We start from the raw sequence: 25513 nt of genomic DNA on the forward strand, positions 1-25513 counted from the left end.
GCTTGCTGCGCATACTGGCCCACAGACAGCCACCGGGCAATCTTTCAGCGCCCGGCCATGACCATAAGGACTCGCGATGAAAGTCGAACTCGCCCAACTGGCGGGCCGTGACAAAGACACGGCGTACAACCTCGAACGTGCCCTCGCGGCGATTGCCGCATGCGCCGCCGACACGCAATTGATCGTGTTCCCGGAAACCCACCTGATGGGCTTCCCGAGCGCCGACACCGTGGCGCAGATCGCCGAGCCGCTGGATGGCCCGACCGTCAGCGCGGTGCTGGCCGCCGCCCGCGAGCGCAATATCGCCGTGGTGATCGGCATGGCCGAAAGCGACAACGGGCGCTTCTACAACACCACGCTGTTGATCACTCCCGAAGGCATCGCCCTCAAGTACCGCAAGACCCACCTCTGGGCTTCGGATCGCGGCGTGTTCGAGCCCGGCGACCGCTATGCCACTTGCGAGTGGAAGGGCGTGCGCGTCGGCCTGCTGATCTGCTACGACATCGAGTTCCCCGAATCCGCCCGTGCACTGGCGCAACTGGGCGCCGGGTTGCTGATCGTGACCAACGGCAACATGGACCCATACGCCCCGACCCACCGCACCGCGATCATGGCCCGCGCCCAGGAAAACCAGGCGTTTGCGCTGATGGTCAACCGCGTCGAGGCCGGGGATGACGGTTTGATGTTTGCCGGCGGCAGTGCGCTGGTGGATCCGTTGGGGGAATTGCTGTTCGAAGCGGGGCGGGAAGAGGGGCAGTTCAGCGTCGAGCTGGATTTCGACCGGTTGGTGATTGCGCGCAAGGATTACCGCTACCTGGATGATCAGCGTTTGAAACTGCCGGGGGAGGTGGTGGAGCACGCTGGCGGACTGCGCGAGTTGCTGATTCCTGCGCACTGATCGGGATGCTGTGTCGGTCGGGCTGACGCCTTCGCGAGCAAGCCCGCTCCCACAGGGGAATGCGGTCACTGTGGGAGCGGGCTTGCTCGCGAAGAGGCCAGTCCAGACAACACACCTGCTTGATCCAAAAAACAACAAAGCCACACCCGAAACATTCGCCGAACTCGGCTCTGCCATAAATCCAATAACATTCGGAGTAAGTCGCCCATGGCTCGTTTGCAACGCACCCTGTCATTAGGGTCGGTGGTGCTGTTCGGCATCGCCTACATGACGCCGATCATTGTCCTCGGCACTTTCGGCATCCTCGCGCAATCCACCGCCGGCATGGTCCCGGCCGCGTACCTGGCAGCACTGGTGGCGATGTTCTTCACCGCCATGAGCTACGGGCGCATGGCCGCCGCGTTCCCCGTCGCCGGTTCCGCCTACAGCTACGTGCGCAAGGCGATCAGCCCCAAGCTCGGCTTCATCGCCGGTTGGGCGGTGCTGCTCGATTACCTGTTTTTGCCGATGGCCATCTGGCTGATCGGCGCGGCGTACCTCGCTTCGGCGTTCCCGTCGATCCCGCAGTGGATCTGGGTACTGGCGTTCATCGGCATCACCAGCGCGATCAACATCATCGGTCTGAAACTGGCCAACGGCATCAACGCCTTGCTGATGCTGGTGCAATTTCTGGTGCTGATCGCTTTCGTCGCGTTGTGCGTGCACTACGTCGGCGGCGATGCGCGCACGCCGTTGTGGTCGATCAAACCGTTTTTCAACGGCGACATGCAGATGCCGCTGATCATGAGCGGCGCGGCCATCGCCTGTTATTCGTTCCTCGGCTTCGACGCGGTCAGTACGCTGACCGAAGAAACCCGCGACCCACGCCGCACCATTCCACGGGCGATCATGTTGATTACGCTGATTGGCGGGCTGATCTTCGTCGGGGTGTCGTACTTTGTGCAGATCGCCCACCCGTCGTTTGAATTCGACAGCGTCGACTCGGCGGCCTATGAAATTGCGCGAAACATCGGCGGCGATCTGTTCGTCTCGATCTTCCTCATTGGCTTGATCGTCGGCCAGTTCGCCTCGGGGCTATCTGCTCAGGCCAGCGGTTCGCGCCTGCTGTTTGCCATGGGCCGCGACGGCGTGTTGCCCAAGTCGTTTTTCGGCACCTTGCATGCGCGCTTCGGCACACCGGTCAACAGCATCCTGCTGTGTGCAGTGGTGGCGTTGCTGGCGCTGAAACTCGACGTGACCACGTCCACTTCGTTCATCAACTTCGGCGCGTTCCTGGCGTTCAGTCTGGTCAACCTGTCGGTGATCTTTCACTACTGGATCGGCGGCGAGAAAAAAGGCCCGCGTGAGCTGGTGCTGTTTCTGCTCTTCCCGTTCATCGGGTTGGTGGCGGACTTGTGGCTGATGGTCAGCCTGGATCACCTGGCGGTGTATCTGGGCCTGAGCTGGCTGGCGATTGGCGTGGTGTATCTGGCGGTGCTCACGGGCGGCTTTCGTCGGCAGCCGCCGGAGATGGATTTTCAGGAAGCGACCTGAGACACCTCAGGCTGCGGGTCGGCTCTGGCGCATCGGTAACTCGATGCGAAAGGTTGTGCCTACGCCCGGTTCGCTGCGGACTGAAATGTCGCCACCGTGTTTTTTCACGATGCCGTAGGACAGGGACAGGCCCAGCCCGGTGCCCTGACCGACCGGTTTGGTGGTGAAAAACGGATCGAAGATTTTCTGCAGGATGTCCGGCGCGATCCCCGCGCCGGTATCCGCGACTTCCACCCAGGCCGTGTCCTGCTGCTGCCCGGTACGCAAAGTGATGGTGCCGCGCTCGGGGCCCATGGCCTGCGCCGCGTTGACCACCAGATTCATGATCACCTGATTGATTTGCGAGGGCAGGCACTCGATGTCCGGCAACGGTTGATATTCCTTGATCACATCGGCCTTGTACTTGAGTTCGCTGGCGACGATGTTCAGCGTCGAGTCGATGCCTTGTTGCAGATTGGCCCACTGCCATTGCTGATGGGTATCGACCCGGGAGAAATCTTTCAGATCCTTGACGATCTGTCCGACCCGGCCAATGCCTTCCTTGGATTCGCGGATCAACACCGGAATGTCTTCGAGCAGAAAATCCAGATCGGCGTCTTTGCGCAGTTGCTCAAGCCGGGCCACGGATTCGCTGTCCGGCGTGGGGCCCAGCGTCTGCCAGGCATCGAGTACGCTCAACAATTGGTTGAAGTAGCCGTCGAGGGTGCCGAGGTTGGAGGAGATGAATCCGATCGGGTTATTGATTTCATGGGCCACGCCGGCCGCCATTTGTCCCAGTGAAGCAAGCTTTTCCGACTGCACCAACTGACTTTCCAGTTGCTTGCGTTCATCTATTTCGCGCTGCAGTTCTTCGCTGGCCTGCTTGAACTGCGCGGTACGCTGATCGACCAGATGTTCCAGATGATGCATCTGCAACGAGGCGCGTTCGGTCATCTGCCATTTGGTCAGCAGGGTGTTGGCCATCTGCTGCACTTCGATGTTGTCGAACGGCTTTTTCAGGATCAGCAATCGGTCATGCGCCTGCAGACGTTCGAGCAGTTCATCCCAGGAATAATCCGAGTAGGCGGTGCACACCACCACCTGCAACAGCGGGTCTTGCTGCCATAGATGCTCGATGGTCTTCGCGCCGTCCCAGCCATCGGGCATGCGCATGTCGACGAAGGCCAGCGCGTAAGGGCGTTGTTCCTGCAAGGCCTGCATCAGTTTGCCCAGACCTTCCTCGCCGCCGTAGGCCGAGTCCAGCTCGAACGGCGGACGTTCGGCGCGAATCTGAGCGCCAAACAGTGCTGCTTCCATCTCGTCCAGTTCCACTGACTGTGCTGCCGGTGGCGCGAGGATCTTGCGGAAGTCTTCATGAATCGACGGCATGTCGTCGATCAGCAGAATGCGGCGGTTCGACAGCTCGCTCATGCGTTCTCCGTGACGCTGATCAGGGGGATCTGCAAGGTGAACAGCGCGCCTTTGCCCGGTCCGTCGCTGTGCGCGGTGAGGTGTCCGTTCATCTCGATGGCCGCCAGCGCGCAGCTGTGCAGACCAAAGCCGTGACCTTCCTTGCGGGTGGTGAAACCGTGGGCAAAGATCCGCGTCATGTTTTCCGGCGCGATGCCTTCGCCGTCGTCCCTGACGCTGATTTCGAGGAAGTTGTCATCGACGATCCTTACCGCCAGAGTCATGGTGCGGGGGCGGTTGCTGAGGTCGGACATCGCGTATTTGGCATTGCTGATGAGGTTGATCAGGATAAGCAGCAAACGGTGTTTGTCGCCCATCACCTGCGGCACCTCGGCGTACTCCTTGACCACCGTGACGTGATGCCGGGTCAGGGCCCCGGCGTTCATGCGCAACGCATCTTCGAGCAGCTCGTTGATAAACAGCGGCTCGGTCATGCTGTTGGCGCCGGCGTAGGATTGCTGGGTGGCGACGATGTCCTTGATGTGATCGACGCTTTTGTTCATCTGGTTCAATTCGTCGATCATTTCCTGCTGTTCCTGGGCGATGGCTCCGACCAACTGGTTGAGATAACCGGGGAGCAATTTGCCCTTGGCGTCTTCGCTGAGAAAGGCGCCGAGGTCGTGCGGGTGCTCGTTGATCAGCTGCATCGCCTTGCCCAGGCCCTGGGTCTTGCTGCTGCGCAGCTTGCGCGCGATCAGATCGCTGGAAATGTTCACGCTGTTGAGCACGTTGCCGACGTTGTGCAGCACGTTGGTGGCGATTTCCGCCATGCCGGCCTGACGTGCAGCGTCGAGCAGCTCGCTCTGGGCGTTCTTGAGTTCCCGGGTGCGCTCCTCGACGCGTTGCTCCAGTGCATCGTTGGCGGTTTGCAGGGCCGTATTGACCCGATTGATCTCGGCGAAACTGCCGATCAGGCGGATGGCCAGCCACACCAGCGACAACATCAGCAGCACCGAGAACAGCAGCAGATAGAAGTGGTATTGGCGGTCGACCTGATCGACGCGCTGTTGATCGCGATCGAGCATGGTGGTGAGGGTGTCCAGGCGCTCGGCCACGGGAATGTTTTCGATGCTTTCGAGCAACTGATTGACCAGTGGCTGCTCGCGAGCGATCAGGCTGATGTGATTGCTCATGATCTTGATCGGGGCTTCAAACGCCGGCGGAAGGCGTTGGGCGTTGACCTTCAGTTTGTTCAGGCCGACCTCGATGTCGGCGGCCCTGTCGTCGGAGGTGACCTGGGCGAATTCCAAGGCGCTGAGCAGCAGGTCATAGGTGTCGGTGGTGATGTTCTGCAGCTGTAATTTATCCAGGTCCGCCAGGTTGGCGAGCTGCTCTTGGATGTCGTCTTCGGCGGTGGGCAAAAAGGCCAGGGAATTGCGCAGCAGCGCGTTGTGCGATTTGAACTGTTCGACCAGACGGGTCTTCTCCTGCATCGCCTGCAGAAAACCCTCGTGAGCTTCGTTCCATTGCGCCGAGTCGCTGCGACCATGCCCGGATTCGATTGCGTCGAAGCGCGCCCAGAGCCGGTTCATCTCGTTCATCGGTGACACCAGCGGATCGTAATTGTGGGTCAGTGCCACCCTGGCCTTGAGGATCTCGTTTTCCCACAGTGAGTTCTGCTGTTTGATCTGCCGGATCAGATCCCGCGACTCGGTGTACGTCATGGTCTGGCCGGAGCTGGACTTGAAGTACAGAAACAGCAGGATCGAGGCCAGTGCCAGGGCGACCAGGGTCAGCAACAGCAGGCTGCGTCGCCGCGAGATGTTGATCATGGTTTGTCTTCCCGTTGGCCGGTCAGGGTTGTCAGAAACAGCATGATCAGCCGTTTGTCCTCTTCGCTGGGCATGCGCCCCAACTGATACTGGAACATCACATCCACGGCCCGTTCGAGGGTGGGCGCCGAGCCGTCGTGGAAATACGGTGCGGTGATCGCGACATTGCGCAGGCTCGGCACCTTGAACACCGCCCGGTCGACTTCGTCGCCGGTCACGTTGAAACGACCCTGATCGGCCACGGTCGGGTTGCCGCGATCGGCAATGTAATCACCGAACACGCCGAATTTCTGGAACATGTTGCCGCCGATGTTCACCCCCTGATGGCAGGCGATACAGCCGTACTCCTTGAAGCGCTGATAACCGTATTTTTCGTCCAGCGTGAGGATGTCGGTATTGCCCAGCAGGTACTGATCGAAGCGTGAGTTGGGGGTCAGCAAGGTACGTTCGAAACTGGCCAGCGCCTGCTGGATGTTGGTCTTGGTCACGCCGTCCGGGTAGGTGGCGGCGAAATCGCGGCGGTAATCGGCGTCGTTGGCGATCCGCTCGACGACCGTGCTCCAGTCGCTGCCCATTTCATGGGGGCTGGTGATGACGACATTGCTCTGTTCTTCCAGCGTCTCGACGCGGCCGTCCCAGAACTGGCGGAAATTGAGGCTGGCGTTGAACACGGTCGGTGTGTTGACCGCCACCGGTTTGCCGTCGAACCCCAGCGAGAGCGCCCGGCTGTCGGCACCGTTCTTGTCCAGTTGGTGGCAACTGGCACAGGACAGTGTGTTGTTGATCGACAAGCGTGGCTCGTGGAATAACCGACGTCCCAGTTCCACGCGCCGGGCGTCCTGCTGTGGCACGGCGGGCAACGGTTTGAGCGGCTCGTCCAGCGGGTCGGCACCGGCCCCGGCGCAGAGTCCGCACAGCAGCAGCTCCATGGCGTGACGGAACAGGTTCATCGGCAATCGTCTCCTTGACTCAAGGCCGGTATCGAGGCGTTCATCGCGCTGTCCACGGTGGCGGGGCTGCGCTGGCCAGCCAGTGCGCAAAGTCGTCAGCCGGTAATGCCTTGCTGAAAAAGTAGCCCTGACCTTCTTCGCAGTCGTGGGCCTTGAGAAACGCCAGTTGCTCGGCGGTTTCGATGCCTTCGGCGATGACGTTGAGCCCCAGACTCTTGCCCAGGCTGATGATGGCGCTGACCAGTGCCGCATCGTTGCTGTCGTTGCACAGACCGCGAATGAACGACTGGTCGATCTTCAGCACATCAATCGGAAACCGGCGCAGGTAACTCAGGCTGGAATAGCCGGTGCCGAAGTCATCGATGGCCAGGCGGGTGCCCAGCGCCTTCAAACGATTGAGCGCTACCATCGTTGTTTCGACGTTCTGCATCAGCACACCTTCGGTGATTTCGATCTCCAGCCAGTCAGGGGCCAGGCCTGTCTGCTCAAGCACGCGTTCGACGCCCGCAACGAAGTCACGCTGGCGAAAATCGATGGGTGACATGTTCACCGACATGCGGATCGGCGGCAGACCGGCTGTTTGCCAGGCGCGGGTCTGGCGACAGGCTTCGCCCAGTACCCATTTGCTCAAGGGCACGATCAGTCCACTGTCCTCTGCCACCGGAATGAACTCCGCCGGGTAGATCCAGCCGTGTCCCGGTTTCTGCCAGCGTATCAGCGCTTCGGCGCCGACCACGGTGCCGCTGCGCAGGTCGATTTTCGGCTGATAGTGCAGGACAAACTCGTGCTCGTGCAGAGCGCGGCGAATGCCCGACTCGATGCTGTGCTGCTCGCGGGCGTGCTGGTTCATGGCTTCGATGAAGAAGCCAACGCTGTCAGGGCCGTGCTCCTTGACGTTGCGCATCGCCGTCTCGGCTTTTTTGATCAGCTCGATGGCTTCGAGGCCGTCATCGGGGTACACGCTGATGCCGACGCTGGCGGTGACGCTGACGTCATGCCCGGCTATCGTCTGCGGCAGACGAATGGCGGCCAGCAGTTTTTCCGCGACGCCGTGGGTTTGCTGGGGATGGTTGATGTCGCCGAGGATCACCACGAACTCGTCCGAGCCATAGCGAAACACTGAGTCGGAATCACGCACGCATGACAGCAGTTGGCGGGCGGTGCGTTTGAGCATTTCATCGCCCGCCGGATGGCCCAGCGCATTGTTGATGCGCTTGAAGCGATCCAGGCCGAGAAACATCACCACCAGTTGCTTGTCATGGCGCCGGCAGACAGCCATGGCCTGGCTCAGGCGATCACCCAGCAGGGTGCTGTTGGGCAGCTCCGTGAGGCTGTCGTATTGCAACAGATGCGAGACCTTGAGCAATTCGTGAACCCGCGCCTCGATGGTCTGCTCAAGGCTGAGCATCTTCAGCGCCGCGTCCTGCGCCAGTTGCCATTTCCAGGTCAGGGCGTTGGCCATCTGACGGATTTCCAGACTGTCGAACGGCTTTTTCAGGATCAGCAACTGGTCGCCGAATTCCAGCCGTTCGGCCATCGCTTCCCAGCTGTAGTCGCTGTACGCGGTGCACAGGGCAACCTGCAGATTTGGATCGACACGCCATAGCTGCTCGATGGTTTCCAGGCCATCCCAGCCCGGTGGCATGCGCATGTCGATGAACGCCAGGGCATACGGGTTACCGCTGGCCAGCGCGTGTTTGACCAGGGCCAGGGCTTCCTGGCCCTGATAGGCGGAGTCGAGCTGGAAGGTCAGGTGCGGCGATTGGCGGGTACCGAACAGCGTCTGTTCCAACTGATGCAAGTCGACCTCGTCCTGCGCCTGCGGGGCCAGAATCTTGCGAAAGTCCTCATGAATCGCTGGCGTGTCATCGATGATCAGGATGCGCCGGTTGGTCTGGGGGAAGGCCGTTTTCATGCCTCATCCTCCTTGGGGGAGGGCGCCGGGCGGGGCACGTCCCGGAGCAACCGGCCCGCCTGTTCGGCGCTGACCGCTTCGCTGAAATACAACCCCTGTGCGCTGGGCAGCGGTGCTTCGGCATGGGGCACATCGGGTCGATTCAGGGGTGTCTGGCCTTCGGCGATGATGCCGATGTCCAGATCCCGGGCGAAATTGACGATCGCTCGCAGGGCGTTGGCTCCGGCCGCATCCTGGGACGCGCTGGCGATAAAGCCCTGGGCCAGTTTGAGGTGATTGACCCGGTAGGTTTTCAGGTAATCGAACGAGGAATATTCGGTGCCGAAATCATCGATGGCAATCGCCACGCCCAGCTCACGCAGGCGCGGCAATGCATCGTTGTGGGTCCACTTGGTCTGGGCCAGCGTGGCTTCGGTGACATCGAATCGCAGGTCCCAGGGGGCGAGTTCCCAGCGTGCGGTGGTGCGCAGAACGTCGTAGATCAGTTCGGGGCCACTTTTGAGCTGTGCCAGGGAAATCTTGATCGCCATCACTGGCGGGGCGACCCCGTCATTTCGCCACAGGTGCATCTGGTGGCAGGCGTGATTCAGTACCCAGCGTCCGAGCGGAATGATCGCGCCGGTTTTCTCCGCTATCGGTACGAAAGCGGAGGCCGGCAGCAGGCCGAGGCGCGGATGTTGCCAGAGGATTTGCGCCTCCATGCCCAGAATCCTGCCGCTGTGCAGATCAATCTCCGGTGCGTAATGCAGCAACAGTTGATTGCCCTGAAGGGCGCTGGTCAATTCGTCGACCAGGGTCATGCGTTCGGCCACTTCCCGCGAGATGTCCTCGGAGTGGAAGTGATACTGGTTGCGCCCCATTTCCTTGGCGCGGTACAGCGCCATGTCGGCCTGCCCGAGCAGGCTGTCGGCGTCGAGGCTGAGCCCGCTGTAACTGCTGATGCCGATGCTCACCGAAATGTGCAGCGCATTGCCGGCCAGGTTGTAGGGCGCCAGCAGCGTGTCGCGGATATTGGCTGCCATGGCGGCTGATTGGGTCGGATCGCTGACGTCCAGTTGCAGGATCGCGAACTCATCGCCGCCCAGACGCGCCACCACGTCGCTTTCGCGCACGCCTGATTTGATGCGGCGGGCGACTTCCTGCAGCAGCAGATCGCCGACCGGGTGGCCCAAGGTGTCGTTGATCCGTTTGAAGTGGTCAAGATCCAGATAAAACACCGCAAAAGGCGCAGCGCCCCGACGCGCGGCGGCGAAGGCCTGATGCAGGCGTTCGATCAGCGTGGCGCGATTGGCCAGGCCTGTCAGGCCGTCGGAGCGGGCCAGCAACGCCAGTTTTTCTTCGGCCACGCGACGCTCGGTGATGTCGAGGATGATGCCTTCGACTTCCAGCAGACGGCCGTCATCATCGCGCACCGGGATGTAGCGGTTTTCCACCCAGCGCCAAGTGCCCTGGCCGGTTCTCAGGCGAAATTCGATCGACGCGCCCGACGCATGCCGATCCAGCACCCGGGCCATGGCGGCATCGACGCTGGCCTGATCGTCCGGGTGAATCAGTTCCTGCGCCCAGTTGGGCGAGCGCAGCAGGTCAGCGGCGACATGGCCGTAGCGGGTGATGTTGTGGGAGATGTACATCAGGGCAAACGACGGATCGCCGCGCAGCCGGTACAGGATGGTCGGGCTGTTCTGCACAATCATGTTGGCGTCGGACAGCTCGCGGGTGCGCTCCTGAACCGCCTGTTCCAGTTGGTTCATTTTCAGCTCGGCGTCTTCGGTCATCTGCCATTTGACCGTGAGCGCGCTGGCCATCTGCCGGATTTCGATCGCGTCGAACGGCTTTTTCAGAATCAGCAAGCGGTCATTCAGTGCCAGACGCTGGTCGATGTCTTCCCAGGAATAGTCGGAATACGCCGTGCACAGCGCGACTTGCAGCTTGGGGTCGACTTGCCACAGCCGTTCGATGGTCTCCAGGCCATCCCAGCCTGGCGGCATGCGCATGTCGATGAACGCCATGGCGTAGGGGCGGTTTTCAGCCAGCGCGGCTTCGAGTTTTTCCAGCGCTTCGCGGCCCTGAAAGGCCGAGTCCAGCTCGAAATGCTGGGACGGTGTCGCGGACGGGGTGCCAAACAACAGATTCTCGGTTTCGCCCAGGCCGTCGTCAGCGGGGACGAGCGGGCAGAGAATCTTGGCGAAATCGCCATGAATCGACGGGCTGTCGTCGACGATAAGCACCCGACGATTGATCTGCGCTGTTGGCTGGTTCATGCCGCGCCGCCCATGAGGCCGCTGGCGGGTGTCATCCGGGGCATCCTTTTCCCTCACAACTTGTCGGTTCGACCGATGGAGTATTGCGCCGTGTTCAGCATAGTCGTCCCGGCGCGACGCCGTGGCCTGTGAGTGAAGATTTGCGTGAATGCAGTCAAAAATCATCTAGCCTTGGACTCAGGCGCGGGCCAGTGAGGCGGTCGGTCGATGTGTCGTTAACCCTGTTTCTTGAGGCCAAGCCATGGAAGAGCAATCCGCCCCTTTGCCGGTACATCGACCCAAGGTGTTGCTGGTCGATGACGAGGAATCGATCCTCAACAGCCTGCGTCGTCTGCTGCGGGGACAACCCTATGACGTCCTGTTGGCGACCAGCGGTGCCCAGGCGCTGGAGATGCTGGAGCAACAGCCCGTGGATCTGGTGATGAGCGATGCGCGCATGCCGAACATGGATGGCGCCTCGTTACTGGCGCATGTCCGCCAACGCTATCCGGCGACCGTGCGCATCATGCTCACCGGTTATGCCGACCCGTCGGCAATCATCAAGGCGATCAACGACGGGCAGATTCACCGCTACATCAGCAAACCGTGGAATGACGAGGAGTTGCTGCTGATCCTGCGCCAAGCCCTCGAACATCAGCATTCCGAGCAGGAGCGCCTGCGTCTGGAGCGCTTGACCCAGGTGCAGAACGACCAGCTCAAGCTGCTCAACAGCACTCTGGAAAAGCACGTCGCGGCGCGCACTGCCGAACTGCAGCAGACCGCCGACATGCTTGACCTGGCCTACGAAGAACTCAAACACAGCTATGTCACCGGCACCGAAGTGTTCTCGCTGCTGGCCAATCTGCGTCTGCCACCTGCGAAGCAGACCAACCGGCAGATCATCGAACTGGTGCGCAGCTACTGCAAACAACACGGTCTGGACGAGGCCTCAAGCCGCGATCTGACCATGGCCGCCGCGCTGTACAACATCGGCAAACTGAGCTGGACCGACGGCATGATGACCACGCCTTCGGATCTGCTGCGCCATACCGATCGCGAGCGTTATCGCAGCTATCCGAAGCAGAGCGAATCGCTGTTGATGACGCTTGACCCGATGAAGGACGCGGCGCGCCTGATCCTGCATCATCAGGAACGCTGGGACGGCAGCGGTTTTCCTGACCGGCTCAAGGGCGAGGCGATTCCGTTGGGGTCGCGGTTGCTGAAACTGGCAGTGGATTTCGTCGAGTTGCAACGCGGCCTGATCCTCGAACGGCATTTGAACAGCGACGAAGCCCTGCTCTACCTGCGCCAGTACGCCGGGCGTTTGTATGATCCCGAGCTGGTCGAGGATTTCATTCAGGTGTGCGCGGCATTTCTGGGCGACGTCACCCTGGCCGACCCGTCGGTCAAGGTGCTGACCACCCGGGACCTGGCGGCAGGGATGATTCTGGCGCGTAATCTCAATGCCGATAACGGCATGCTGCTGCTCAACGCCGGCAAGGTGCTCAGCGCGCTGTTGGTGGAAAAGCTGATTGCCTTCGAAGCCATGGAGGGCGGCAAATACAAGATATTCGTCAAGCTGCCCGAGGAGGATGAAACCGCGCTCAAGGCTCAGGGGGAGTGACCTGTGAGGTGACTGAATCAGGCCGGGCATGGGATCCTTGCGGTTTTTCCAGGCCGGTGGCTGACCCATGACCTCTGCATCCGTTGTCGCTCCAAACCTCATCCGAATCGCCGCGGCGCTGTTGCTCAACGCCGAAGGCCAGACTCTGCTGGTGCGCAAGCGCGGCACCACGGCGTTCATGCAGCCGGGTGGCAAGATCGAAGCGCATGAGTTGCCGGTGCACGCACTGGCCCGCGAGCTGGAAGAAGAGCTGGGCCTGCAGATCGAGCCGGCGCAGGCCTGCTTCCTTGGCCAGTTCTCGGCGCCGGCCGCCAACGAGCCGGGATTCGTCGTGCAAGCGGAGATCTTTCAGCTGACCATCGACGCCGATGTGAAGCCCGCTGCCGAAATCGAGGAAGTGATCTGGATTGATCCCGCCACTGACGCGGGTCTGGTTCTGGCGCCATTGACACGCGACCTGATCCTGCCGTTTTATCGCAGCTCACTGACGGCGCTCGCCTGATCATTCACGCAAAGGACATTGCCATGATCCCGCTTCAAGACCTGCTGATCTTCGCCGCCGCCGCGCTGTTGATGGTACTGACGCCGGGGCCGAACATGATCTACCTGATCTCGCGTTCGATCTGTCAGGGACGCAAGGCCGGGGTCACCTCGTTGCTCGGTGTGGTGGCGGGATTTTTCGTGCACATGTTTGCCGCGGCTGCCGGTTTGACCGCAGTGTTTCTGGCGGTGCCGATGGCTTATGAAGTGTTGAAGTGGGCCGGTGCGCTGTACCTGCTGTGGTTGGCCGGGCAAGCGGTCAGACCCGGTGCGCGCTCGCCGTTCGAAGCGCAGCATCTGCCGGCGGATTCGTCGCGCAAACTGATCACCATGGGCTTTCTTACCAGCGCCCTGAACCCGAAAATCGCCGTGTTTTACCTCTCGGTGTTTCCGCAATTCATCAGCCCCGAACACGGTTCTGTGTTCACCCAGAGCATCATTCTTGGCCTGACCCAGATCAGCGTCAGTTTCAGCGTCAATCTGCTGATCGCGCTGTTCGCGGCGGGCATTGCGTCGTGGTTCGTGCGCAATCCGACATGGCTGGCGCTGCAGCGTTACTTCATGGGATTTGTACTCGCCGGTCTGGCGGTGCGTCTGATGCTTGAACAACGCAGGACGGCCTGAACATGTGGATCGAACGCCTCGACGCCAGTCATGCCCTGGCTTACCGCGAGCTGATGCTCGAAGCCTACGACCGCCATCCGCAGGCCTTCACCTCCAGCGTGCGCGAGCGCGCGGTGATGCCGCTGAGCTGGTGGGAAGCGCGGCTGGCCAGCAAGCTCGACGTGGTGCTCGGTGCGTTCGAGGAAGGCACACTGGCCGGCATCGTCGGCCTGGCTTTCGAACCGCGAGAAAAGGCCCGGCACAAGTCGACCCTGTTCGGCATGTACGTCTCAGCCGATTTTCGCCAGCACGGCCTGGGCCATGCATTGGTGCAGGCCGCCATCGCCGAAGCACACACCCATCCGGCACTGAAACTGATCCAACTGACCGTCACCGCTGGCAACGACGCCGCGTTCAAGCTGTACCAGCGCTGCGGCTTCATCCAGTTCGGACTGGAGCCGCTGGCGGTACGGGTCGGCGAAGACTACTTCGACAAGATTCACATGTGGCGACAACTCTGATTTCTCACTGAGCCCTTGTGGGAGCGGGCTTGCTCGCGAAGGCAATCGGTCAGTTGATATCCCTGTGACTGAGACACCGCATTCGCGAGCAAGCCCGCTCCCACAGGGTTGCTGGCATATGCAATTCAACGAACCGCGCTAACCCCATCCAGTGTCGAGAACGAGGTGTCCTTGGCGGTCAGCAGGAAATCGCGCATGTACGGCGCATCGAGCATGTCGGCGCGGATCGCCGCGTACAGCGTGGCAAACAGACCCTTCTCGCCCAGACGCTTGGCCTTCACGTAACCGCGCGAGCTGTATTCGTGCAGCGCCCAGTGCGGCATGCCGCAGACGCCACGGCCGCTGGCGACCAGTTGCATCATCATCACCGACAGCTCCGAGGTGCGCACTTGCGCCGGTTCGATGTCGGCCGGTTCGAGGAAGCGGGTGAAGATGTCCAGCCGATCGCGCTCCACCGGATAGGTGATCAGCGTTTCAGTCAGCAGGTCTTCGGGAACGATGTACGGTTTGCTCGCCAGCGGGTGCTGGTTGGCCACCGCGAGCATCGCTTCGTAGGTGAACAGCGGCACGTAAGTTATGCCGGCGATGTCCAGCGGATCGGAGGTCACCACCAGATCCAGATCGCCGCGGGCCAGTGCCGGCAACGGGGCGAAGGCGAAGCCCGAGGCGAGGTCGAGTTCGACTTCCGGCCAGGCGTCGCGGAACTGGTCGATGGTCGGCATCAGCCACTGGAAACAGCTGTGGCATTCGATCGCCATGTGCAAACGCCCGGCGGTACCCCCGGCCAGACGACTGATGTCGCGTTCGGCAGCGCGCAGCAGCGGCAGAGTCGCGTCAGCCAGTTGCAGCAGGCGCAGGCCGGCGCTGGTGAAACGCACCGGTTTGGTCTTGCGCACGAACAACGGCATGCCCAGGCGTTCCTCCAGTTCCTTGAACTGGTGCGACAGCGCCGATTGGGTCAGGTGCAGACGGTCGGCGGCATCGACCAGGCTGTCGGCCTCGCGCAGGGCATGCAGGGTTTTCAGATGACGGATTTCAAGCACTGCTGGCCCCATGAGAAAAATTTGTGATCAGGACGAAAGCAGTGAGTTTGTCTCATGTTGACGACCCTGTCGACCGCTCAAGCAGCGGGGCACAGCCAGTGCCTCGCTGCTTTTTGCCTTAGAGATCAGCGAAATGCCGAATGCCCAGCGGTTTGCCGATATCGCCACGCCAGATCGCTTCGACCTGCGCACCGCCTGCGGCCTGGGCCTGCTGCCATTGCAGGCCGAGATTGCGTTGTTCCGGCAATTTCAGGTGGGCTTTGACGAAGTCGGCGAACGGCACCTTGTCCGAGGTGTAGTGAAAGTGAGCGAACCACAGCGTGCGCGGTGGGGTGCTGGTGAGGTCGCGCACTTGGTATTCCTGAAGGAAATCCTTGCGTCCGTCAGCGCGTTTGCCCAGTGCCCGCAATGAACCTTCGCGGCGGATATCCACCACTTGCTGTTGCAGCAAATAGTCCAGATAGCCTTCGGTGGGTGTCTTGCTGCGCAGTGACTGATCAATGCGCAGGGTACGACCGGTACGTCGCAGCTCACCGGCCTTGGCGTGCAATTGCAGCACCAGTGGTTCGGTCGGTGATAACCGTTCGATGGCCTGGGCGCGGATGCTCAGCTCGGTCGCTTCGCTGCTGAACATGTGTTCCAGATCCACCGGCAACATGTCCTGACGGGTGTAGCCCTGCACCTTGGCGCTGTAGGCCGCAACCGCCTCCAGACGTTTTCGCGCTTCCGCGAGCAATGGTTGAACATCGGTTGGCAGCGGTGTTGTGGCAGGTGCGGGGCGGGCTTGCAGATGATATTTGCCGCTGGAGCGCGGCAGCCAGGTTTCGCGGAAACCGTCGATGCCTTCGACGGTAAAGCGTTTTTCCCGGGTGCCGGGATCAATGCTTTCGGTACCGATCAGCAACTGATTGTCCTCGGTTTCGAACAGTTGCCTGCCGCCGGGCTCTTTCGGCTTGATTGGCGGACGCTGTTTGATCGAGTGCCGCGCGTGTGCTTCGACCTTGGTCAAGCCATCGAGGAATGGCCCGACCTGTTCCAGATCCAGATGCTGCGCATAACCCAGCGTCCAGGCGTTGAGCTGGCGACGGAAACCGGCATAGATCTGCAGGCAATCTTCGATCACCTGTTTGCGCTCGACCAGGCTGGCGCTGACTTCTGGCAGGTGATGCTGGGTCAGCAGCGCGCGCCCGACCTTGACCCGGGCGTCTCTGAGCTGAGTATGAAAATACATCCAGGACAGGTCGCTGACCGCATCGTAGTGGGTAATGATTTCCAGCAGATGTGCAGTTCTCAGGTAGTGGTGCGTGTTATCGCCAAGGTTGCGGTTGAGCGCGGTCATGTCTTTCGCCATCAGGACTTTCTGTGCACGATTGCTTATGCGGTTGTTCCACAGGTTGGCCTGCTCGGTGATTACGTGCAGTTGATCGAACTCCTTGAGGAAATCCTTGCGTACCTGCTTGCGCCGGGCCATGAGGTTTATATGGGCCGCTGTATTGTCGAAGGGGGTGGCATCGGATTCGGCAACCAGTGCATCGATCCGGTTCAGGTGCTCCAGCAAGCGATTGCGGGCCAAGGTAACGCGCTGCACAGCGCGGTCGACCACGATCCAGGCACAGCGGCTGCGGATGTCTTCGATCTGCAGACGCTTGCGGCCATGGCTCAGGGGCAACAGTTCGGTAAGGTTGTCGTATTGGGCAATCGCGAGGTCGATGTCATTCAGGCACGCTGTGTCGAGCGCTGCCTGTAGTGGTTTGCGCTGGACAACGTCGAGTTTCTGGTAGTTCTCCAGCAACTGGTTGGAAGCGCGTGTCTGGTTATCAAGGCGCCGGGTATAGGCGTCGGCGGTGTTGGTCAGGGTCAATTGCCTGCGCAGTTGCCGATCGGTCCACCAGCGCGGTAACCACTGGCGAATTGGCGCGGGCCAAAGCGGGTCCATGCCGTCGGCCAGATGTCCGAGCACGGCGCCGCCGCCAGCACCGCCGCCGTCCATAACGGTGCCGTACACCGCGTAATGGGTGTTCCACTGGCCGTTTTCGTCGAGGGCGATTGGTTGTTTGTAGCTGCGCATCCGTGAGCCATAAAGCCTCCAGCCACGCGGCGCATCGCTGAGCTGAACCCGATAGATGCGGCCCTGACGAATGATGAAGTCGCCATCGGCGTGGCGGTAGACGTTGCGATAGACACCGTGGGTGGCCGAGTGCAGGCCGGCGAGGGAGATGTCGAATTCGTACTCGTAACCCTTGAAGCGCTCGAGCGACTGCCGTGCCCATTGCCAGGACGTCGACATCGCGGCGGATCTGCCCAATGCCGCGCGTTGCCGCTGGCGGCTGGCCAGACGAGCGGCTGCGGGGGCCGAAACTGTTCCGGGAAGCACATCCATTGCCGCGTCGATCAGCGACAGCAGCACCGCTTCCACCTCCGCCAGACCATGTCCGAGCTCGCCGCGCAAGAACGCCGCGACGGCCAGATTGGCACTGTTCCAGGCGTCATACAGGGCCACGGCCGCGCCCACGAACGGCAACATGCCGATAGCCATTTTCAGATAGTTGAACAACGCCCCGGACTTCAGTGCACAGCGTTCGAGATACAACGCATCGTTGGAGCGTGAACTGCTGCGATGGGCCTCCAGCAACCGGCCCATGTGCACGTTCAATAAATGAATGGCCAACGATGTGGTCGCCGGCCAGGCCATCCCGACGCCGATCAGCGCATCGAAATTGCGCAGTTGGGCCTGGTTGATCCGGCTGACATGGCTGGCAAAATCGCCGCTCACGGCGCGTCCGGCCAGGTAGCTGACCATTTTGCTGTCCACACAACGCCTGAACAGATCCACCCGCGCCTGTTCCAGCGTTTCGTATTGACGCAGGAAGATCGCGTCGGGGCTATCGGGCAGGTACAGCAGGGTCAGGCCACTGGTTTGCTCGACAATCAATGTGACACCCGCGAGCGTGCTCGGTCCCTGATGCGCGGTGTCCTCTCCACCGACGGTCAGGTGCACCGGCAGCAGCGCGATGCGTTGTCCATTAACGGCATACGCCGGAGGTGTAGTCGCCTCGATGGCGACTTTCAGCACGGCATGGCCTGCATTGTCGATGTGCCGTTGCAGCAGGGCGAACTCACCTTGCAACCTGAGCATCAGCCGCCACGGTTCGCTCAGGCATTCACGGCGCCAAGCCTGCTGAAACGCCGATTCTCCCGGCGCGCCGAAAAATGCCTGGCGAATCAGTTCTTCGTAACGTCCGGGCAGATCCAGCTCTGTTACCAGATTGCGCAAATAGGCCGGGGTGATCCCGGCTTCCAGGCGCTGTCGATCAGTGGGGTTCTCGGCGCGGATCCTGGCCCGCATGAAGGACAGGCGCCACTGCACGTCCTGATCGATGTTTTCCTGTGCCAGTTGTTCAAGGGTGAGGTCGCCGCGCTTGTCGCTCGCGGTCAGGATATTGCGTTGCGGTGTGCCAGGCGCGGCGCCTTCCATCACGGTTTTTTGCCAGAAGGTCGAGTCGGGCAGGTCAAGGCTCACGCTCGCGCTTTGTTTGAGCGCAAAGTCTGCGCGCAAGCGGGCGTCGATGCGTTGTTCGGCAAAGGCCTGACGCGGCGGTAATTCCCGTTCGAGCAACGCATGAGCGCGTTGCATGGCGCCGAGGTACTGGCTGATCAGCGTTTTGATCCGTGCACGTGGCGCGTCGTCCAGCTTTTCAAACCATGCAGGCAGGTTGCCGGCCAGCGCCGCGCTGCGATCTTGCGCCTGACGTTCGGTAAATGCCCGTTCACGGGCTTGCGCGACCGCTACGGTCAGGCGTGGCAGATATTGTTCGCGCAGCTTTTCCATCTCGGCCCGGCGCTCGTCGGCACGGCCGGGCAGCGGGTTGTCACGCAGGATCTGCGCGGCCTGCTGTTCGCATTGATAGAGCTGTCGATCAAGGGACCAGGCCAGAGGGTCCCCCGTGAGCGACGTCAGGTGCAGGGTCAGCCCGCCGTCGTTCGGCGAATGTTTGAACAGGTCCTGTGCCAGCGCTGTACGTGAAGTAAAACGTTGCAGCCCGCCGAACTCGCCCGGCCAGTAAAGCAGCAGGCTGTCGCTCGAGTCAGGCTCCAGTGCGGCGGTCGTCGCTATGATCAGTACGCCATGCAGCTCCTCGACGGCGGTCATGTTCTGATCTGCCGCCGCCATCGATAGGCGGGCGATAACCCCGTCCGCTGTCGGCAGATGGCGCCCCGGTGCGTCCAGCATCGCGATGATTCGCCGATGCTCCTCGACGGTCAGATGATCCAGCGCCCTTTGCAGTTCGACCTCGGCGCGCAGCCCTGCGATACGGGCCTGAAGCAGGGCGTGGTAGTGCTGGTTGCTGGCCTGGCGCAGTTCGAGCATCGTCAGCGGATGGTGGCTGTCGAGCAGGGCGGATGCCGCGTCATGACTGGCTTGCTGCGCCTCGCTCAAAGCGTCGAATCGTTGCGCCAGTTGCTGACGTTGCGGGCTGTTCAGCTCGGCGTCGCCAAACAAGCGGTCGAGCGCACGTTGTTCAAGCGCCAGCGTCTGCCGGCGCGCGTCCAGGGGAATATCGGCAACCAGCAAACCGAAGGGCGCAACTTCATCGACGGTTTGCCCGGCACTCTCCGGCAGGGTGGGCGCGACCGGGAAAAATTTGTCGAGCGCGGCCCAACTGGCACCGCTGCTTGCCGATGTGGACAGCAGTGGTTCAATTGCGCGTGTGAGTGGATCGCTACCGAACTCGATGAAGTCCAGCGAGGTGATGCGTAACGGATCCGGCTGCTGGTCAATCAGCCAGCGTTCCAGCGCGGTCTGCTGTTCGAAACGGATCAACGGTTGCGAGTGCGTGGGCAGATAAAGCAGCAGCGTTTCCTCCAGCTTGATCAGCAACGTGCCGTACACACGCAGGCGGCTGTTATCGACGCGGTTGAGTACCGGTTGCGCGACCCGCAGGTCCGCCGCGACCTTGTTCGAAGGGGGGAGGAGCTGCGACAGCCTCTGTCGTTGTGTGGCGTCGAGCCTGCCTTCGGCCCCCGCCCAATGAAGCGCGGCCTCGAAATGCCGGTGATAGAGGCTCAGGGCATGCTCGCGCCGCGACAGCGCAGTGCCGGGCGCGCGGACATCCCACCAGGCGCTTTCGGGTTGTTGGGGATGGTGGGCCAGGAGATCCAGCCATTGCTGGTGACAGTCGTTCAAACGAGGCGTCGCCAACAGGTAAAGCGTTTGATCGACGTATGGCTGTAATCGTTGATCAAGGCCGAAGTCGGCCGTTGCAGAGGGCAGTGCGTGGGACATGCGACAAGGCTCCAGAGGGCATGCAGACCGGGTAATCCCGGCCTTCGTGCCTATTAGAGGCGCGCTCTCACAGCCCCATGCGGTACATGGTTATCGCTGGGTAGTGGTTTTGTTTCAGAGGATGTACAGACCGCTCCGGCCTGATTCGTTGCCTTCATCGCGTTGGCGTAGAAGATCGTGTCGGACGTCGGAACGCTGTGCAGGATGACCGCTCGGCAATCTTCATCAAACTGTCACGCAACTGTGGCAGCGCGCTTGAACAAACTTCATCAGACTCGCGCTCTACTGGGGTTCTGCGTTTCGGTGTTTCTTCATGCGTTTATTTTTTCTGTTGGCCGCGCTGTTGTTCGGCCTGCCGTCGATGGCGGCTTCGCGTTGCGACGTCAATGTACCGACTGAACGGGTCGATCTGGCACAGGTGAGCCTGGCGTACCAGAGCATCGGCCGTGCCTCGGATCCGGCGCTGTTGCTGGTCATGGGCCTGGGTGGTCAGTTGATCCACTGGCCGGACGAAGTGGTGGTTGCGCTGTGTCAGCAGGGCTTTCGGGTGATCCGCTACGACAACCGCGATGTCGGCCTGTCGACCTGGCGGCAGGCCCCGGTCGAGGCCAACCTGACCTTTGAAGTGCTGCGCTACAAGCTCGGTTTGCCGGTGTCGGCGCCGTACTCGCTGACGGACATGGCCGACGATGCGCTGGGCTTGATGGACGCTTTGCACGTCGACCAGTTTCACGTATTGGGCGCGAGCATGGGCGGGATGATCGCCCAGCATCTGGCGGCGATGGCACCGCAGCGGGTAGAGAGTCTGACGCTGATCATGACCAGTTCCGGCGCTGAAGGTTTGCCGGCACCGAGTGCGGCGCTGGTGCAACTGCTGGCGCGGCGCGGCGCGCCGAATCGCGAGGTGGCGCTGGAACAGCAGGCCGATCTGCTGGCGGCGCTCGGTAGCCCGGCGGTCACCGATGACCGGCAAGCGTTGCTGCATCAGGCGGCGGTGGCCTACGACCGGGCGTTCAACCCTGAAGGTGTGAAACGGCAGATCATGGCGATACTTGCCGAGCCGAGCCGGGTGGCCTTGCTCAATCAACTGCGCGTGCCGACCCTGGTGGTGCACGGCACGGCCGATCCGCTGTTGCCGGTGATGCACGGCGTGCATCTGGCGGCGCACATTCGTGGCAGTCAGTTGAAGCTGATTCCGGGGCTGGCTCATCGCTTTCAGGAGGCGTTCAAGGCGCCCTTGCTGGCGGCGGTGTTGCCGTATTTGCAGGCGCATCGTGAAGACACGTCGCACTGGGCGCAGATCGAACCGGTGGCAAGCGGCAACCTGCTGTAGCTGAGGTTTTAGCGGTGTTGACTCGGGCCTCTTCGCGAGCAAGCCCGCTCCCACAAGGGGAACCGTATTCCGAATGTGGGAGCGGGCTTGCTCGCGAAGGGGCCATCACTGTCACTCAAAGAGTAGGCAGGTGTATCCGGGGCGAGCCGGCAGATCCTGAGTGAAGCCAATGCTGTGATCAGCTGTGCAGGCGCACCCAGACCGTGACCAGCACGGTCGCCGCGATCAGCCACGCGACCACCGCCACCGCCAGTGAAGCCTCCAGGCGCATGCGGTCCACCAGCACGTACAGCGTCGTCAGATAGATAAAGTACGGAATGATCGACCACATGCCGAACACAATCGTCGCCTTCAGATCGTCGATCGAACGACCTTTGCCGACGATGTAGTGGGCGATCAGGGCGAAGGTCGGAAACAGCGGCACCAGTCCGGCGATGTAGTAGTTTTTGGTCTTCGACAGCGCGGCGAGGATCACCACCACCGCCGCGCCGAGTGCCGCTTTGAGTATCAGATCCATCAGTGGCTCAACCCGTACTTTTTCACTTTGTCGAACAGCGTGGTCTTGGCCATGCCCAGTTCTTGACTGGCCTGGGTCAGGTTGCCGCCACTGCGTTGCAAGGCGTCATTGAGCAGGTTGCGCTCGAAGGCTTCCACCGCTTCGGCGAACGCCAGCCCCTGACCGCCGCTGCTGGCGCCGGACTTCTTGAACGCCGGCAGGCCGAGGGCAAAGCGCTCGGCGACGTTACGCAGCTCACGCACATTGCCCGGCCAGTCGTGGCTCATCAGGTTCGACAGGGTCTGGTTGTCCAGCTCGGGCAATATCCGGTCGAAACGCAGCGCCGACTGCTGGGTGAAGTGTTCGAACAGTTGCAGGATATCTTCACGGCGCTCGCGCAGCGGCGGCAGCTCCAGCGTCACCACGTTGAGGCGGTAGTACAAGTCGCTGCGAAACTCGCCGGCCTTGCTCGCTTCGTCGAGGTCGGATTTGGTTGCGGCAATCACCCGGCAATCCACCGCCACGCTCTGGTTCGAGCCGAGGCGTTCGAGGGTGCGTTCCTGCAACACCCGCAGCAGTTTGATCTGCAGGGGCAGGGGCATGCTTTCCACTTCGTCGAGGAACAGCGTGCCGCCGTCGGCGTGTTCGATCTTGCCGATGCGCCGTTTGCCGGCGCCGGTGAAGGCGTTGGCCTCGTGGCCGAAGATCTCGCTTTCGAAGAGGTTTTCCGGCAGGCCGCCGCAGTTCAGCGCGACGAACTGCTTGGCATGCCGACGACTGAAGTCGTGCAGGCAACGGGCGACCAGTTCCTTGCCGGTGCCGGTCTCGCCTTCGATCAATACGTTGGCCGAGGTGTCGGCGACGTTGGCGATCAGCTCGCGCAAGTTCTGCATGGCTGGCGAGCGCCCGATGATCCGGCCTTCGAGGGAATCGCGTTCGGCCAGTTGCCGACGCAGCGAAGACACTTCCCGAGCCAGGCTGCGTTGCTCCAGCGCGCGACGAGCGACGTCCACCAGGCGCTCCGGCGAGAACGGTTTCTCCATGAAATCGTAGGCGCCTTTCTGCATCGCGCCGACGGCCATGGAGATATCGCCATGACCGGTGATCAGCACCACCGGCAAACTGCGGTCGCGCGCCTTGAGGCGCGTCAGCAGTTCCAGGCCATCGATGCCGGGCAGGCGAATGTCGCTGATGACGATCCCGGCAAAGTTGTCGCCGACCCGCTCCAGCGCTTCTTCGGCACTGCCGACGCCGATGCAGGGAATGTCTTCCAGGGTCAGCGCCTGCTGGCAGCCGAGCAGCACATGGGGGTCGTCTTCGACGATCAGCACACTAAGGTCGTGGTTCATATTGGCTCGGCAGGAGTAGGGCTTACCAACGGTAAACTGAGGACGAAGGTGGTGCCACCGCTGGCCGGGTGTTCGACACCCAGGTGCCCGCCGGTGGCGGCAGCGAGGCTGGCGGAAAGGGTCAGCCCGAGGCCCAGACCCTGTTCACCAGGTTTAGTGGTGAAGAACGGCTCGAACAGATGCTTGCGTGTTTCGGCATCGACGCCATGGCCGTTGTCGCGCACCCGCAGGCGATATTTGCCGTTGAACTCTTCGCCTTCCAGCCACAGCTGCGGTGAAGGTTGCGTCTGCATGGCGTCGAGGGCGTTGCCGATCAGGTTGACCAGAATCTGTTCGAGGCGGGTCTGGTCGATCTGCACCTGTACGTCGCTGAACTGCCGGTGCAGTTGCAGCGCCATGCTCTCGACCCGCGCGCCGAGCAGTTGCAGGGCCGCGTCCACGGCTTTGCCGAGGCTGGCCTGGCCTTTGTCGTCACCACGGCGGGCGAACGAACGCAGGCTGGCGGTGATCCGGCCCATGCGGTCGATCAGGTCGTTGATGGTCTTGAGGTTGGTGCTGGCGACGTCGAGCTGGCCGCGTTCCAGAAAGCGAATGGTGTTGCCGGACAGGGTGCGCATCGCCGCCAGCGGCTGGTTCAGTTCGTGGGCGATGCTGGTCGACATCTGGCCGATGGCCGCGAGTTTGCCGGCCTGCACTAATTCGTCCTGGGCGCGGCGCAGGGTTTCTTCGGCCTGGCGCCGTTCGCGGATCTGGCTCTTCAGCCGTTCGTTGCTGGCGCGCAGATCGCCGGTGCGTTCGGTAATCCGACGCTCCAGTTGATTGTTGGCTTCCTGCAAGGCTTCGCGGGCGGCGAGGCGGGTGGCGATGACCTTGCGCCGCTCGTTCCAGGCGATCAGCAGGAACGCCACCAGCGCGAAGGCCACGGCCACCAGGATGCCCTGATTGATCGCTTCACGACGCAAGTCCTGCAACGGCGTGAGCAGGGTGAAATTCCATGGCGTGTCGCTCAGCGGCCGGGTCTGCGCCAGATAGCTGATGCTGTCGTCATCGGCGCTCAGTTCGCTGTTGGCCGGGAAGGTCAGTTTCTCCACACCGTCGGCCAGGGTTTCGCGGGCCAGCGGTTGCAGTTCGTTGAGCGGGAACCAGTAGTACTGCAGGCTGCGCGCGAGCTTCTCTTTGGTTTCATCGCTCAGCGGGACCACCGATTTCAGGCGCCGCGCCGGATCGCTGGAAAGAATGATAATGCCGTTCTCGTCGCTGACGAAGGCTTCCAGGCGGGCGCGTTGCCAGCGCTCTTCCAGCGCTTCGAGGCGCACCTTGACCACGGCGACGCCGATGATCTTGCCGTGTTCTTCCAGACCGTGGGCGAGGTAATAACCGGGTTCGCCGCTGGTGCTGCCGATGCCGTAGAAACGTCCGGGTTCGCCGCGCACGGCGTTCTGGAAATAGGCGCGAAAGGACAGGTCTTCCCCCAGATAACTGTCGACGTCGCGCCAGTTGCTGGTGGCCATGACGCGGCCGGTGGTGTCCATCACGTAGATGGCCCGACTGCGGCTGCGCCGGTTCAGGCCTTCAAGGTAAGCGTTGACCGTTTGCCGGTGTTCCGGAGTCGGGTCGGCCAGCAGTTGCGGGACACTGGTTTCCAGTTCCAGCAGGCTGGGCAGGTAGGTGTATTTGCTGATCTCGCTTTCGACGGTGCGCGCGTGCAGTTCGAGCTGACGCTGGCCGTTTTCGCTGAGGCTGCGGATGCCGAAATGTTCACTGGTCCAGAAGCCGATGTAACCCAGTCCGATCATCAGGATGATGATCAGCGGCGGCAGGAACAGATGGCGAATCAGACGGGGCTTCACGGCAAGTGATGGCGGCGCTGCGCGATAGAGATTGGGGTCGCATTTCATCACAGTTGCCTTGGGTCAACCACCACACAAATCTCTGGATCATCATCGATCCAATGTGGGAGCGG

17 protein-coding genes are annotated in these 25513 nt (G+C 61.7%); 7 read left to right on the forward strand and 10 right to left on the reverse strand.

Translation table 11 applies throughout. From position 1 onward, the window contains the following. Window positions 1-76: 76 nt before the first annotated feature. Entirely contained in the window at window positions 77-898 is an 822-nt protein-coding gene (locus V3W27_RS23020) for a carbon-nitrogen hydrolase family protein (RefSeq protein WP_330207634.1), read from the forward strand. A gap of 207 nt (window positions 899-1105) precedes the next feature. After that, window positions 1106-2431 carry an APC family permease gene (locus tag V3W27_RS23025; protein ID WP_330207635.1) on the forward strand — a complete coding sequence of 442 codons (1326 nt, stop codon included), beginning with the start codon at window positions 1106-1108 and terminating at the stop codon, window positions 2429-2431. A 6-nt stretch (window positions 2432-2437) separates the two neighbouring features. On the opposite strand, the gene V3W27_RS23030 is transcribed toward V3W27_RS23025, so the two are convergent. From V3W27_RS23030 to V3W27_RS23050, 5 genes are read right to left on the reverse strand one after another with little or no spacing between them, the layout of a single operon-like run. Then, the gene (locus tag V3W27_RS23030; RefSeq protein ID WP_123588571.1) at window positions 2438-3841 is read right to left on the reverse strand and encodes an ATP-binding protein; all 1404 of its coding nucleotides are present in this window, start codon (window positions 3839-3841) and stop codon (window positions 2438-2440) included. After that, window positions 3838-5652: a DAHL domain-containing protein gene (locus tag V3W27_RS23035; RefSeq protein WP_330207636.1), complete on the reverse strand. Its 1815-nt coding sequence runs from the start codon at window positions 5650-5652 to the stop codon at window positions 3838-3840. Before V3W27_RS23035 ends, V3W27_RS23030 begins: the two co-directional genes overlap by 4 nt. Further along, window positions 5649-6602: a cytochrome-c peroxidase gene (locus V3W27_RS23040; RefSeq protein ID WP_330207637.1), complete on the reverse strand. Its 954-nt coding sequence runs from the start codon at window positions 6600-6602 to the stop codon at window positions 5649-5651. Before V3W27_RS23040 ends, V3W27_RS23035 begins: the two co-directional genes overlap by 4 nt. 40 nt (window positions 6603-6642) lie before the next feature. Then, on the reverse strand, window positions 6643-8517 hold the full coding sequence (locus V3W27_RS23045) for a putative bifunctional diguanylate cyclase/phosphodiesterase (protein WP_330207638.1): 1875 nt from the start codon (window positions 8515-8517) through the stop codon (window positions 6643-6645). Then, entirely contained in the window at window positions 8514-10778 is a 2265-nt protein-coding gene (locus V3W27_RS23050) for a GGDEF/EAL domain-containing response regulator (RefSeq protein ID WP_330207639.1), read from the reverse strand. The genes V3W27_RS23045 and V3W27_RS23050 overlap by 4 nt, the downstream gene beginning before the upstream one ends. A gap of 241 nt (window positions 10779-11019) precedes the next feature. Between V3W27_RS23050 and V3W27_RS23055 the strand changes: the two genes are divergently transcribed. The 4 genes from V3W27_RS23055 (at window position 11020) to V3W27_RS23070 (ending at window position 14045) form a co-directional block, all read left to right on the forward strand. Beyond that, window positions 11020-12381, forward strand: a complete 1362-nt coding sequence (locus V3W27_RS23055) for an HD domain-containing phosphohydrolase (protein WP_210558490.1) — start codon at window positions 11020-11022, stop codon at window positions 12379-12381. A 67-nt stretch (window positions 12382-12448) separates the two neighbouring features. Beyond that, window positions 12449-12883, forward strand: a complete 435-nt coding sequence (locus V3W27_RS23060) for an NUDIX hydrolase (protein WP_330207640.1) — start codon at window positions 12449-12451, stop codon at window positions 12881-12883. A 23-nt stretch (window positions 12884-12906) separates the two neighbouring features. Then, window positions 12907-13545: a LysE family translocator gene (locus V3W27_RS23065; RefSeq protein ID WP_330207641.1), complete on the forward strand. Its 639-nt coding sequence runs from the start codon at window positions 12907-12909 to the stop codon at window positions 13543-13545. Between the two features lie 2 nt (window positions 13546-13547). Further along, entirely contained in the window at window positions 13548-14045 is a 498-nt protein-coding gene (locus V3W27_RS23070) for a GNAT family N-acetyltransferase (protein WP_330207642.1), read from the forward strand. 125 nt (window positions 14046-14170) lie between these two features. Here V3W27_RS23070 and metR read toward each other — a convergent pair whose 3' ends face one another. Together metR and V3W27_RS23080 are read right to left on the reverse strand one after the other, a co-directional pair. Then, window positions 14171-15088, reverse strand: a complete 918-nt coding sequence (metR, locus tag V3W27_RS23075; protein ID WP_007968856.1) for a transcriptional regulator MetR — start codon at window positions 15086-15088, stop codon at window positions 14171-14173. A 118-nt stretch (window positions 15089-15206) separates the two neighbouring features. Next, window positions 15207-20372, reverse strand: coding sequence for a dermonecrotic toxin domain-containing protein (locus tag V3W27_RS23080; protein ID WP_330207643.1), 5166 nt, complete (start codon window positions 20370-20372; stop codon window positions 15207-15209). A 313-nt stretch (window positions 20373-20685) separates the two neighbouring features. Between V3W27_RS23080 and V3W27_RS23085 the strand changes: the two genes are divergently transcribed. After that, window positions 20686-21705 carry an alpha/beta fold hydrolase gene (locus tag V3W27_RS23085; protein ID WP_330207644.1) on the forward strand — a complete coding sequence of 340 codons (1020 nt, stop codon included), beginning with the start codon at window positions 20686-20688 and terminating at the stop codon, window positions 21703-21705. Window positions 21706-21883: 178 nt separating this feature from the next. On the opposite strand, the gene V3W27_RS23090 is transcribed toward V3W27_RS23085, so the two are convergent. From V3W27_RS23090 to V3W27_RS23100, 3 genes are read right to left on the reverse strand one after another with little or no spacing between them, the layout of a single operon-like run. Next, window positions 21884-22213 carry a GlpM family protein gene (locus tag V3W27_RS23090; RefSeq protein ID WP_177408932.1) on the reverse strand — a complete coding sequence of 110 codons (330 nt, stop codon included), beginning with the start codon at window positions 22211-22213 and terminating at the stop codon, window positions 21884-21886. Window positions 22214-22221: 8 nt separating this feature from the next. Then, window positions 22222-23550 (reverse strand): sigma-54-dependent transcriptional regulator, encoded by a 1329-nt coding sequence (locus V3W27_RS23095; RefSeq protein WP_103367369.1) that lies wholly within the window; start codon window positions 23548-23550, stop codon window positions 22222-22224. After that, window positions 23547-25448 carry a sensor histidine kinase gene (locus V3W27_RS23100; RefSeq protein ID WP_103367370.1) on the reverse strand — a complete coding sequence of 634 codons (1902 nt, stop codon included), beginning with the start codon at window positions 25446-25448 and terminating at the stop codon, window positions 23547-23549. The genes V3W27_RS23095 and V3W27_RS23100 overlap by 4 nt, the downstream gene beginning before the upstream one ends. Between the last annotated feature and the right edge of the window lie 65 nt (window positions 25449-25513).

Origin of the sequence: Pseudomonas sp. AM14(2022) (genome assembly GCF_036346455.1) — a bacterium.
Lineage (GTDB): Bacteria > Pseudomonadota > Gammaproteobacteria > Pseudomonadales > Pseudomonadaceae > Aquipseudomonas > Aquipseudomonas putida_A.